General features: G+C 67.1%; 12 protein-coding genes and 1 pseudogene. 10 read left to right on the top strand and 3 right to left on the bottom strand.

The window, feature by feature from the left end; genetic code table 11:
• Window positions 1-86 precede the first annotated feature (86 nt).
• Entirely contained in the window at window positions 87-653 is a 567-nt protein-coding gene (locus ABN273_RS50600; protein WP_502911288.1) for a DUF4158 domain-containing protein, read from the top strand.
• On the opposite strand, the gene ABN273_RS50595 is transcribed toward ABN273_RS50600, so the two are convergent.
• Entirely contained in the window at window positions 607-1,449 is an 843-nt protein-coding gene (locus ABN273_RS50595) for an NmrA family NAD(P)-binding protein (protein WP_349456853.1), read from the bottom strand. The genes ABN273_RS50600 and ABN273_RS50595 overlap by 47 nt on opposite strands.
• A 64-nt stretch (window positions 1,450-1,513) precedes the next feature.
• Here ABN273_RS50595 and ABN273_RS50590 point away from each other — a divergent pair, with 64 nt between their 5' ends.
• Complete coding sequence (locus ABN273_RS50590) at window positions 1,514-1,849, top strand: winged helix-turn-helix transcriptional regulator (RefSeq protein ID WP_349456852.1); 336 nt, start codon at window positions 1,514-1,516, stop codon at window positions 1,847-1,849.
• Between the two features lie 30 nt (window positions 1,850-1,879).
• Here the strand turns inward: ABN273_RS50590 and ABN273_RS50585 are convergent, their stop codons facing one another.
• Complete coding sequence (locus ABN273_RS50585; protein WP_349456851.1) at window positions 1,880-2,413, bottom strand: radical SAM family protein; 534 nt, start codon at window positions 2,411-2,413, stop codon at window positions 1,880-1,882.
• 643 nt (window positions 2,414-3,056) lie between these two features.
• Here ABN273_RS50585 and ABN273_RS50580 point away from each other — a divergent pair.
• The 3 genes from ABN273_RS50580 (at window position 3,057) to ABN273_RS50570 (ending at window position 5,276) form a co-directional block, all read left to right on the top strand.
• The gene (locus tag ABN273_RS50580) at window positions 3,057-3,437 is read left to right on the top strand and encodes a VOC family protein (protein ID WP_349456850.1); all 381 of its coding nucleotides are present in this window, start codon (window positions 3,057-3,059) and stop codon (window positions 3,435-3,437) included.
• 147 nt (window positions 3,438-3,584) lie between these two features.
• Complete coding sequence (locus ABN273_RS50575; protein WP_349456849.1) at window positions 3,585-4,781, top strand: nuclear transport factor 2 family protein; 1,197 nt, start codon at window positions 3,585-3,587, stop codon at window positions 4,779-4,781.
• A 78-nt stretch (window positions 4,782-4,859) separates the two neighbouring features.
• Window positions 4,860-5,276, top strand: a complete 417-nt coding sequence (locus ABN273_RS50570; protein ID WP_349456848.1) for a PPOX class F420-dependent oxidoreductase — start codon at window positions 4,860-4,862, stop codon at window positions 5,274-5,276.
• 39 nt (window positions 5,277-5,315) lie between these two features.
• Here ABN273_RS50570 and ABN273_RS50565 read toward each other — a convergent pair whose 3' ends face one another.
• Window positions 5,316-5,822, bottom strand: a complete 507-nt coding sequence (locus tag ABN273_RS50565; protein ID WP_349456847.1) for a MarR family winged helix-turn-helix transcriptional regulator — start codon at window positions 5,820-5,822, stop codon at window positions 5,316-5,318.
• A gap of 202 nt (window positions 5,823-6,024) precedes the next feature.
• Between ABN273_RS50565 and ABN273_RS50560 the strand changes: the two genes are divergently transcribed.
• The 5 genes and pseudogenes from ABN273_RS50560 to ABN273_RS50535 all read left to right on the top strand — a co-directional run bounded on the left by ABN273_RS50560 (window position 6,025) and on the right by ABN273_RS50535 (window position 11,577).
• Entirely contained in the window at window positions 6,025-6,606 is a 582-nt protein-coding gene (locus tag ABN273_RS50560) for a recombinase family protein (protein WP_349456846.1), read from the top strand.
• A 102-nt stretch (window positions 6,607-6,708) separates the two neighbouring features.
• Window positions 6,709-7,544, top strand: a pseudogene (locus ABN273_RS50550) (Tn3 family transposase).
• A gap of 279 nt (window positions 7,545-7,823) precedes the next feature.
• Window positions 7,824-8,453, top strand: a complete 630-nt coding sequence (locus tag ABN273_RS50545; protein ID WP_349456842.1) for a TetR/AcrR family transcriptional regulator — start codon at window positions 7,824-7,826, stop codon at window positions 8,451-8,453.
• Window positions 8,450-11,098 carry a rifamycin-inactivating phosphotransferase gene (gene rph / locus ABN273_RS50540; RefSeq protein ID WP_349456841.1) on the top strand — a complete coding sequence of 883 codons (2,649 nt, stop codon included), beginning with the start codon at window positions 8,450-8,452 and terminating at the stop codon, window positions 11,096-11,098. The genes ABN273_RS50545 and rph overlap by 4 nt, the downstream gene beginning before the upstream one ends.
• A gap of 17 nt (window positions 11,099-11,115) precedes the next feature.
• Window positions 11,116-11,577, top strand: coding sequence for a hypothetical protein (locus ABN273_RS50535; protein ID WP_349456840.1), 462 nt, complete (start codon window positions 11,116-11,118; stop codon window positions 11,575-11,577).
• Window positions 11,578-12,252: the final 675 nt, after the last annotated feature.

Genomic DNA, 12,252 nt, shown 5'->3' with positions numbered 1-12,252 from the left:
GACCCGAGTGTTCACCGACGAAGAGATCGCGCGCCTGCGATCGTTCCCGGAGATCAGCCGCGAGGAGCTGATCAGGTTCTTCCACGTTGACAGCGGCGGACGTGGAGTTCATCGCCCCCGGCCGGGGAAGGGGACCTGCCGATCGCCTTGGGCTTGCGGTCCAGCTGTGCACTCTGCCCTGGCTGGGTTTTGTCCCAGCCGATGTGGGTGCGGTGCCCCCTGCTGCGGTGGCGCGCTTGTCGGAGCGGTTGCGCATCTTGGTGGGTGAGTTGGGCCGCTACGGGGCCCGGGAGCAGACGCGTTCCACTCATCTTCAGCAGGTGGCCCGGTACCTGGGCTGGCGGAGCGTGGGCGAGCTGGAGCGCAAGGAGCTGGAGGAGTTCCTGCTGGCCCGGGCGATGGAGCACGACTCGCCCAGCTTGTTGTTCCGGCTGGCGTGCGAGCATCTGATCTCCTCACGGGTGATCCGGCCGGGTGTGGTGACGCTGCTGGAACGGGTGGCGGCGGCCCGCGCGGCGGCTCGAGGATTGGGCAGGCCGCCCACGGAGCACGGCTGCCTGCCCAATCCTGCCTGCCTGAATCGGCCGAAGCCGACAGCGGGTGCGGTCAGAGGCCGACGTCGGTCAGCCACTGCCCAGCGGTGCGGGGGGTGACGCCGAGCAGCTTCTGGGCAGAGTTCTCGGCCGCGATCGACCGGTCCGGGAGCCCGCTCATGGCCGCGTAGGCCCCGGCCACGTCGGCGGCGGGGCCCTCGCCGATCAGGGGCGCGACGGAGGTGCGGAACTGCTCGGGGGTGATCTGCTCGAAGACCACGTTCTTGCCGAAGTGGACGCCGAACGCCTCGGCCAGGTCCGGCCCCGTGATCGCCGGGTACTGGCCGACCGCGACAACGCCGGTGACGTCCGGACGCTCGAACAAGGCGACCGCGACGTCGGCGATGTCCAGGTGGGACGCCCAGGAGACGGGGAAGTCCGCCCGGATCGGGTAGGGCAGCGCGCCCCGTTCGCGGACCGTGTCGATGACGTACGGCATGAGCAGGTTCTCCAGGTACAGCTCGGGCGCGATCACCGCGTGGGACACCTCGCTGCCGGCCAGGCCCCTGACCAGCGCCGAGACCGCGTCGCCGCCGGTGGGGTCGATCGCGAAACCGCTGGTGGAGAACACCACGCGGGCCGGGCGGGCCTCGCGGACGGCGGCGACGATGTTGCGCGCGTAGGTCTGGCGGTCCTCCTCGGAGACCACCGGCAGGTGGACGAACACCCCGTCGGCACTCCGGTACGCCTCGGTCAGCTCCTCGGGGGAGGAGTAGCCGGCGGCCACCACGCGCGCGCCGTCCACGACGGCGTCCGGGTTGCGGGTCAGAGCGGTCACGGACTTGCCCGCGGCGGCGAGAGCGGCGACGACGGGGGCACCCTGGGCGCCGGTGGCGCCGTGAATCACGTAGGTCATGACATTATTAGTGCATACGATGCACCTGTTACATCAACTGCACTAATGGGATACGGTCAGAAATGTGACTGATCCCTGTCTTCCTGAGTGCGGTGTCGCCCGGTTCCTCACCCTGCTCAACGGCCCGTGGGCCACCCTGATCGTGCGCGAACTGCTGCGCGGTCCTCATCGCTTCACCGAGCTGCGCGAGGCCCTGCCCGGTATCAGCCCGCACACCCTGACCAGCCGGCTGCGCCAGTTCGAGCGGCACGGCATCGTGACGCGCACCACCTACGCGGAGATCCCGCCGCGCGTCGAGTACGCGCTCACCCCGCTCGGCGAGGGGCTGCGCGACGTTCTGGAGGCCATGGGGACCTGGGCCATGGCGGTACCGGATCCCGGGCCCGACGTCACCGTCTGACGTACGCCCCCGCCCAGCGGTGGGACGCGGTCAGGCCGAGGACGCCAGCCTCTGCCGCAGGGCGTCGTTGTCGTCGTGATGGACGACCTCGTCGAACCGCAGCCGCAGCCCATGCTTGGCCAGCAGGTCGGCGACGATCACGTCGAGCTGTTGGCGGTGTTGCTTGGTGCGGGCCTGGAGGTAGGCCTCGCGGACCTGTTCGGGCTCGCCGGCGAGGACCTGGTCCATGCGCTCGCGGATGTACCGCTTGAGGTTGATGTGCTCCATGAACACCTCGGTGACGCCCACGTCGGCGAACCGGCTGAAGAGGTGGTCCAGGAGTTCGGGCTGGGTGGCGAAGTGGGGCAGGAGTGGGCCGACGAAGGCGTAGGTGGGGATGCCGGCGTCGTTGAGTTCGGCGAGGGTTTTCAGGCGGCGGGAGGCGAGCGGGGCGCGTACCTCCAGCCAGCGGCTGACCTTGTTGTCGGTGGTGGTGATGGTCATGCCGACCTCGGCACGCGGCAGGCTGGTGAGCAGGTCGATGTCGCGGGTGACAACGGGTGACTTTGTGAGGATGCGGACCAAGGCCCGGGTAGGCGACGGCGTCGAGCTCGTGCAGGATGCCGCGGGTGAGGCGGTACTTCGTCTCGTGGCCCTGGTAGGGGTCGGTGACCGAGCTGAGCAGGATCGTGCCCTGGCGCTTGTGCTCCGGCATCTTCGCCAGCTCCTTGCGGGCGAGCTCGACCGCGTTCTTCTTCACGTACAGGTAGTCGCCCCACTCCTTGACGGATCGGCCGAACTGCCGCCCGGCGAAGCTGGCGAAGCAGTAGGCACAGCCCAGCACGCAGCCGGTGTAGGGGTTGATGACGTAGTCGTTCGACGGGGTCTTCGACTTCTGGATCAGGGTCTTCGCCTCGATCTCGACCGGCTCCATGACCGACTTCCTTCCGACTGTCCAACCGTCCCGCGTTCAGGACGGCGGAAATCCGGTGCTGTCCACGGGCCGGCGGGCGCCACCGAACCCATCACCTGGAACAATAATCTCAGGAATTTGCTTCCATGGAATGTAAGTGGTTTGCTGGGGCAGCGGCTGATTCAGGGCGTCTGATCACCGCCACTGTTGAGCCGACCTGCGGAGCCTCCTGCCGGAGGGCCGTCGTCACGGCCTGGATTCAGCCTGCCCGGAGAGACGCCTGTGTCCCGCTATGGGGCGTAAGGAGTGAGCGTCATGACCGTCCCCGCCTTCAACTCGGTCGCCTGGTTCGAGTTCGGCGCCGACCAGCCAGAGAAGGTCAAGGAGCTCTACAGCGAGTTGTTCGACTGGAAGTACCTCCTCAACACCAACACCCCGGGCGTGACCTACCACTCGGTGATGACGCCAGGCGCCCAGCAGCCCACGGGCGGTGTCTGGGAGTCGGAAGGCGCCTTCCCCCACTACGCGATCTTCTACGTCCTGGTCCAGGACGTCGCCGCGGCCGTCAAGCGAGGACAGGAGTTGGGCGCCAAGGTCCTCATGGAGCCGGTCTCCGACTCCGCGGGCTTCACCTTCGCCCGGCTGGAGGACACGGCCGGCAACCACTTCGGTGTCTTCTCCGTGCCCGCTCAGTAACCCGCACGCCGGGCCACCCCGCCACACGGCCCTCGGCCTGCGGTCGGCCCCGTAGCGGGCCCGCGGCCCGCCACCTCTCCGCCCTGCCTCCCACGGCAGCACACCGCAGGGCCACGTAGTCTGTCCCTTCGACCTCGGAGGTCTCCGATGTCCGGCGCCAGCGCCACCCGCGAGAAGATCCCCGTCCGCGTCTACGGCGGCCCGACCACGCTGATCGAGTACGGCGGTCTCAGGTTCGTCACCGACCCGACCTTCGATCCGCCGGGCGAGTACCCCATGCCCCTTCCCGGCGACCACAAGCTCGTCAAGACCACCCCCTGTCCCGTCACCGCCGCCGACCTCGGCCCCGTCGACGCCGTCCTGCTCTCCCACGACGAGCACGACGACAACCTCGACAACGCCGGCCGCGCCTTCCTGCCCGAGGTGCCGGTCGTCTTCACCACGGTCAGCGGTGCCGGCCGCCTGGGCGGCAACGCCCACGGCCTCGCCTTCTGGCAGAGCGCCGAGCTCAAGCGGCCGGACGGCGGCACCGTCACCGTTACCGGTCTGCCCGCCCGGCACGGCCCCGAGGGATGCGAGCCGATCTCCGGTGACGTCGTCGGCTTCATGCTGACCTCCGACGACCTGCCCTCGGTCTACGTCAGCGGCGACAACGCCGCCCTGGAGCACGTCAAGGAGATCGCCGAAAAGTTCGCCCCGGTGGACACCGCGATCCTCTTCCTCGGCGGCGCCCGCATGGCCTTCGCCTTCGAAGGCGCCCTGCTCACCCTCGACAGCGCCCTGGGCGCCGAGGCCGCCAGAATCCTCGGCGCGCGCCGGGTCGTCCCCGCCCACTACGACAGCTGGGCCCACTTCACGGAAGGCCGCAACGAGATCGAGGCCGCCTTCACCGAGGCCGGCCTGGCCGACCACCTGGACCTCGCCCGACAAACGAACGGAGACAGCAGCATGACCAGCACGAACATCGACATCGCCCGCACCTACTTCCAAGCCGTGCAAAACGGCGACATGGCCACCCTCAGCAACCTCCTCGACCCCGGCATCGTCTGGCACCAGCCCGGCACCAACCAGTTCTCCGGCCACCACAAGGGCCAGGACGCCGTCTTCGGCATGCTCGGCCAGATGATGGAAACCAGCCAGGGCACCTTCGCCATCGACAAGATCCACACGCTCATGGACAACGGCGACCTCGTCGCCGCCCACATCCACTTCACCGGCCGCCGCGGCGACACAACCATGGCCATGGACGGCGTGGACCTCCTGCGCATCCAGAACGGCAAGATCACCGAGATGTGGCTCTTCTCCGGCGACCAGACCGCCGAAGACGCCTTCTGGGGCCGCTGAGAACCCCGTGTGCCCGAGGCCGTCCGGCCTCGGGCACACGCGCCGATCCCTACGAGCGAAAGGCATCGCATGCGGAAGATGACCGACGAGCAGTGGCGGGCGTTCGTCACGCACGGCACCCGCACCGGCAAGCTGTCGACCGTCCGCGCCGACGGCAGCCCTTACGTAACCCCGGTCTGGTTCCTCCTCGACGGCGACGACATCGTGCTCACCACTGAGAAGGACGGCGTCAAGGGCCGCAACCTCGCCCGCGACGGACGCTTCGCCCTCTGCGTCGACGACGACCGGCCCCCATACGCGTTCGTCCTCCTCCAGGGGCGCGCCGAGACCTGCGACGACCCCGAGGAGATGCTGCGCTGGGGCGGCCTCCTCGGCGCCCGCTACATGGGCGAAGACCGCACCCAGGAGTACGCCGCCCGCAACGGCGGACCCGGCAACCTCCTCGTCCGCGGCCACATCGACAAGGTCACCGCGTTCAACGGCATCGCCGACTGAAAGACCATCAGCCCACGGCCGCGTCGGAGCCGTTGTTGCTCACGACACCGATCGACCGGGCTGCTTCGGCGCCCGCATCACCGGCACCGGGATCCGCCCCGCCTTCCGCTGCGCGTCCAGGGCACGTCCGGCCCTCCGCAGCGTGCTGAGAACCGCGGTCACCTCGCGTACAGACTGTTCGGGGATCACCGACCCGATCCGCAGCTCCAGCTCATCCTCGAAGACCGTCAGCGCTCCCTCCACCAGCATCCGCCCCTCAGACGTCAGCTCGACGATCGAGGAACGCCGGTCCTTCGGATTGGCGCGCCGCTCACACAAGCCCGCCGCCTCGAGGCGGTCGACCACCTTGCTCGTGCCGCCCACCGTGATCGAGAACTCCTCAGCGATGTCCTGGATCCGCGGCCCGGGTCGCCGCAGCAGCAGATGCAAGACCTCGAACGACGTCAGAGGCAGGTCATACTCCGCCTGCAACCGGCCCTCGATGCCGTTCCACAGCTCGATCTCCAGGCTGACGAGTTCCCGGTACATCTGCTTCAAATCAGCCATCACATCTTCCGAAGAATTATCTTCCATGGATGATTAATGTACGTCATTGCGGCCGTCGACCGGGCGCACCCGACAGTCGCCTCTGCTACCACAGGGCCGACTCCCCAACGTTTCTGGACAGAGGTTTCTGGACGGTGTTACCGCTGGGCGCTAAGGTGTCCAGAAAAGTAGACGTTTCTGGACACCGCCGGGAGGGTGGCTGATGACCGTCTGGGCGTACGCACGAGTCTCGACACTTGACCAGAACCCGCAGCTCCAGCTCGACGCCCTGGCGGCCAGCGGCTACGACGAGCTGGTCCTGGAAAAGGAATCGGGCAAGCGCGGTGTCGCGCGACCGGCCTGGGAGGCGCTCTTGGCCCTGCCCAAGGCGGGCGACACGCTGAAGTTCTGGAAGTCCGACCGGTGGGGCCGTTCAGCGGGGCACGTGCTGACCACGGTCAACGAACTGCGCGACCGGGGCATCACCGTGGTGTCGCTGACCGAGAACTTTGATCTGGGCACCAAGGAGGGCCGGTTCATGTTCGCGGTCCTGGCCGCAGCCGCGGAATACGAGCTGGAGCTGCGAGCCGAGCGCCAGGCCGAGGGCATCGCCGCCGCCAAGCGCCGCGAAGCCACCGGTGCCATGCTGCCCGGCAAGAAGAAGACCGGTCGGCCGCGCGTCATCGGCCCCGCCGAGCTGGCCACACTACGCCGCCTGGTCGACGACGGCATCTCGGTCACCGAAGCCGCCCGCACTCTCAAAATCGGCCGCTCCACCGCCTATGCGGCACTCGTCGGACGCTGACCAGCAGCTATCCCACCGCATCCGGCTGCTGCCCTTTCGGCGCCCTAGCAAGATCATTCTTATCGATAACGGCTGTCCGCCGGTTCCTCAACCCCGGGGACGATGCGGGACTCGCTGTTCATCCTGGATGCCCTGCACCGCCTGGACGCCGTCGAGCAGCCCGACATCGTCACCACCGACACCGCCTCCTACAGCGACATCGTGTTCGGCCTGTTCGCGATCTGCGACTACCAGTTCGCCCCCGGATCGCCGACATCGGCGACGCCCAGATGTGGCGGCTGGACCTGGTCGACGTCGGCTTGAGCGGCCAGCCGGTCGCCAAGGCCGACAACGGCTACCGGCATCTCAACGATCTAGGCCTGCGCAAGATCAACGTTCGGGTCATCGGGCACCACTGGGCCGACATGCTGCATGTCGCCGGGTCGCTGGTAACCAACCAGGCGCGCGCCTACGACCTGCTGCGGATGCTGTCGGCCGACGGTCGCCTAACGGGGCTGGGGGCGGCGTTCGCGCACTACGGCCGCATCTTCAAGTCGATGCACCTGCTGCACGTGGCGCACCTGGAGGACTACCGGCGGATGATGGGCGCCCAGCTCAACATCGGCGAGGGCCGCAACGGCCTGGCCCGCCGCGTCTTCTTCGGCAACCTCGGCCAGCTGCGCCAGGACTATGCCAAGGGCATGGAAGACCAGCTCGGCGCGCTAGGCCTCGGCCTCAACGCGATCATCTATTGGAACAGCCTCTACATCGACGCCGCCGTGAAAGCCCTGCAGGCAGACGGGCAACTGTCGATCGGCCCGGAGATCCGGGCACGGCTGACCCCGTTGATCTGGGAGCACATCAACTTCCACGGCAGCTACCCGTTCACCCGGCCGGAGACGCCGGGGAACCTGCGGCCGCTGCGCGATGTTACGGCCGAAGACGACGAACAGGACTGACCACGATAGGGTCCGGCGCCCTCACGCGGACGGTGGCGCTGCTGGGGTCGGCCGTTCAGCGGTTGTCGTTGTCGTCGCGGGCCTCGTTCTTGTCCGCGGCTGATTGGGCCCGGCGGTCGAAGTCGTCTTCGGCGGTGTCGCTGTCGGGGTTCTTGGCCGCGGCGGACTGAATCCGGGCGGCAGCGTTTCCCTCGCAGGTCCGGGCATGTTGCCTACCTACTATTCGTTCATATAGTGTGCTATATGAACGAATAGCATCACGAGAGTGAGGTGCCCTACGTGGGTGAGCAGGTGCCAGAGGCGGTTGACCTGACGGCGCGTGCGCGGATGCGTGAGGCGGCGATGCGGTTGTTCGCCGAGAAGGGCTACGCGGCGACGTCGGTGGCCGACATCGCCAAGGCGGCCGGTGTCTCCGGAGGCCTGATCAGGCATCACTTCGGCTCAAAAGCAGGGTTGCGCCGGGCCTGCGACCAGGCAGTGGTCGCGGAGTTGGCCCAGATCAAGGAGCAGAACCTCGCCCGGATGGCGAAGGGGCTGGAGCCGATTCTGGATCGGCGCCGCGCCGAGCTCGGCCGCTACCTGGGACGGTCAGTGCTGGACGGGTCAGAGTTCGGCGCACAGACGTTCCGCAACGGCGTGGACATGCTCGAGGCGTATTTCCGCGCCAACCCGGTGGCCGGTGTGCAGGATGTGCGCGGGTTCGCGGCCACGGTGCACGCGTTCACCATCGGCACGGAAGCGATGTACGAGGTGATCGCGGCCGCTCTCGACGCCGACCCCAACGACCTGGCGACGTTGTATCGCATCCACCGCGTGTCCGCACAGGTCTATTCCAGCCCGATAGCCGTACCCGGTATCGCGGAGGTACGGCCGGGCGTACCAGCCGACCAGGAAGGCACCGCGGGATGAGCGGCCATGTCCTTGACTTCGACGACATCGACAACACGGCGCTGCCACTGGTGGGCGGCAAGGGCGCGAACCTCGGCGAGTTGTCCAGGATCGAGGGGATCGAGGTCCCAGGCGGCTTTTGCGTCACGACCAAGGCATACCGAGCGGCGACCGCCCGGATCGAGGGTCTGGCCGAGTCGCTGGCCCAGCTGGGCCGGCTCGAGGCTGACGATCGTGCCACGCTCAACGCTCTCGCCGCGCGCATTCGGGCTCTGATCGACAGCGCCCCGATCCCAGAAGACATCCAAGCGGCGGTCAAGGCTCGGCTCGCCGAGCGCGGGGAGTGCGTGCCGTACGCGGTCCGCTCCAGCGCCACGGCCGAGGATCTGCCCTACGCGTCGTTCGCCGGGCAGCAGGAAACCTATCTGAATGTCGTGGGCGCGGACGCGGTCCTGCGCCACATCAGCCGGTGCTGGGCGTCGTTGTTCACCGAACGTGCGGTGGTCTACCGCATGCAAAACGGCTTCGACCACCAGAAGGTGTACCTGTCCGTTGTCGTAGAGGAAATGGTGTTCCCCGAGGCGTCGGGCATCATGTTCACCGCAGATCCGGTCAACTCCGACCGCACGACCGTGTCGATCGAGGCCAGCTTCGGCTTGGGGGAGGCACTCGTGTCGGGTCTGGTCGACGCCGATCTGTACAAGGTCCGGTCCGGTGAGATCGCCAGCAAGAAGATCTCGACCAAGCAAGTCGCGATCTACGCTCGTCCCGAGGGCGGCACCCGCCAGGTGGAGCTAGACACCGAGCAGCAGCACGCCCAGACCCTGACCGACCAACAGATCCTGCGACTGGAGCAGACCGGCCGCGTCATCGAAGCGCACTTCGGTCGTCCACAAGACATCGAGTGGTGTCTTGCCGGCGGAAAGGTCTACATCCTGCAGTCGCGTGCGATCACGATGCTGTTTCCGATTCCGCAGTCGGACGACAGCCAAAAGGACGGCAAGAACCACGTCTACATGTCGATGAGCCACCAACAGCAGATGACCGACGTGATGCGGCCCCTGGGCATCTCGATGTTCCAGATGGGGATTCGCAAGCTCGCCAGCCAGCCGATCGTGGGAGCCGGTGGCAGGATCTACATGGACGTGTCCCGTGACCTGTCCTCCTCCTATGCGGCCAAGATCTTCGTCTACAAAGGGCTGGGGTCCGCCGACCTGCTGATCCAGAAGGCACTGGCGAGCATCCTGGACCGCAAGGACTATGTGCGGACGTTGCCTCGCGGCATGTCATTCGGCATCACCGGGGGCTCGCTCGGTCAGATCTTGTCCGGGCTGCTGCAGGCCCTGTCGGTCTACCGTCGCAACGATCCCGGCCTGGTCGACCAGGTGATCGAGGCCAACACCAAGGAAGCCGCCAAGGTCGCGAAGGCGATCACGGGCAGGACCGGTGCCGACCTCTTCGACTTCATCGTGCGTGACATGGACATCGAATACCGCCAGGTCGTGCTGGACAACTACGGCATCGGCTTCATCATGCTGTACGCACAGCACTGGCTGAACAAGACCGTGAAGAACATGCCCGGCGAGGAGTACGCCACAGACGTGCTGGCCCAGTCGCTGTCCAACAACGTGACCGCACAGATGGGACTCGAGCTGCTCGACGTCGCCGACGCCGTCCGCAAGCATCCCGCCGTCCTGACCTACTTCGAACACGCCAACGACACAACGTTCTTCGACGATCTCAACGCGATCGACGGCGGTGCCGACGCGGCCACCGCGATCTACGACTACCTCGACAAGAACGGCATGCGCTGCCCAGGCGAAATCGACATCACCAAAACCCGCTGGGCCGAACAACCCACCATGCTGATCCCGCTCATCCTCAACAACATCAACAACTTCCCGCCCGCCTCACACGCCCGCCTCTTCCAGGAGAAACTCCAGCAAGCCGACGCCACGGCCGAACGGATCATCCGCCGACTCGAACACTCAAAAGGCCGGCGCAAGGCCAAGCAGGCCCGCAAGATGATCAGCCTCTACCGCAACTTCATCGGCTTCCGCGAGTACCCCAAGTACGCCCTCATGCAACGGCACCTGGTCTACAAGCACGCCCTGCAGCGCGAAGCCATGCGTTTGGCCAGCCTGGGCGTCATCCACGACCCCAGCGACGCCGACTACCTCAGCTTCGAGGAGTTCCGGCAGGCCGCCCACACCCACCAGGCCGACCAAGCTCTGATCGACCAGCGCAGACGCGACGACACCCTCTTTCAGCGGCTGACCCCACCCCGCGTCATCACCTCGACCGGCGAGGTCGTCACCGGCAGCTACGACACCGCTGACCTGCCCGACGGCGCCCTGATCGGCGTACCCGTCTCCTCGGGCATCGTCGAAGGCCGCGCCCGCGTCATCCACAACCTCCAAGCGGCACAGACCGAAGCAGGCGACATCCTCGTCACCACGTTCACCGACCCGAGCTGGACCCCGCTCTTCGTGACCATCGCCGGCCTGGTATCCGAGGTCGGCGGCATGATGACCCACGGCGCCATCGTGGCCCGCGAGTACGGCCTGCCCGCCGTCGTCAGCGTCGAGAACGCCACCCAGCTGATCCGTGACGGCCAACGTATCCGGATCAACGGCACCGCCGGCTACGTCGAGCTCCTCGACTGAACGGACACCCGGCCAACGTGACCAGATCCTACTTCGAACTGCTGATCCTGCTGCTGAACCTCGCCAGCGCCGACGCACTCGCCGTGATCGCCGGAGTCCTCCACAAGGCCATGCTGACCCTCGACGAGCGCACATTCCGGAACTTCCTCAAGCCGCTGCACAAAGGCGCGCAACGCTCGCCCTACCTGATCACCACCGCCACGCTGCACGTCGTCCTGTTCATCCCGTACTTCATCATCCACGGCTTCGACAACCTCTGGTTCACCGCCGGAGCGATCGTCTCCGTCGCCGCGTCAACGTTCATCAGCAAACCAGTCATCCTGCCGACCTACCAGATGATCTACGACAAGCTCGACCCCGACGACACAGCCGCGATCCGCACATGGCGCGACATCCTCGGCAGACGAAACAAGTTCCGCGCCGCCATCCAGTTCGTCTCCGTCGCCCTGATGACCATCGGCCTCTACGGCATCAGCTAGCCGCCGATCCCCGGCCGGCGGTGCTGGCCTACGTTGTTCTCCCGGGCGCGAGCGGTGAGGCGATCTTGACGGACTGGCTCACCCGGACCCTGCGGCTGCTGGTCGAGCGTGGAACAGATCGCGCTCAGCCACGAGCAGGTGCCCAGTACGGATTCCCCGGCGGCACCGGGTAAGGCCGGCGATCCGCGCTGGCCCGCGTTCGTCGCCCGCCATGGCCTGGACCCCGCATCCCCGGCGCAGTGGGAGGCCGAAGCGCTTGATCCCGCCGAGCTGCGCGGCCTAATCACGGCCACGATCACCTACTGGATCGACGAGCAGGCATGGCAGCGCTCCATCGACGCCGAAGCTGTATGCGCTGCTGGACGACAAGGTCGCCGACGCCGAGATCCGCGCCGCCCGGCGACGGCGCGAGCGGGCAGCACGCTGACCGCCAGCACGCAACCGGGACCATGCGGCAGGACGAACAGGAGACGAGATCCGAGTTCGAAACCGCCCCCATGCAGGCAGGCATCACAAGATTGGCATGTCTGTCCGGACCGCCAGCACATGCGGTAGTAACTGATCGACAGCCGTTCCCGCCACCGCGCAAGGAGTCACGTGACCAAAGGCAGCACCACGCCGGCCGAAGGGAACGCCAGCCCTCTGCCGCCCCTGTCACCCACACGGCCTGACGGC

Source organism: Nonomuraea sp. B19D2 (assembly GCF_040137845.1).
GTDB lineage: Bacteria > Actinomycetota > Actinomycetes > Streptosporangiales > Streptosporangiaceae > Nonomuraea.
The sequence above is the reverse complement of the archived record's forward strand: the minus strand, read 5'-3'. Positions and strand labels throughout refer to the sequence as shown.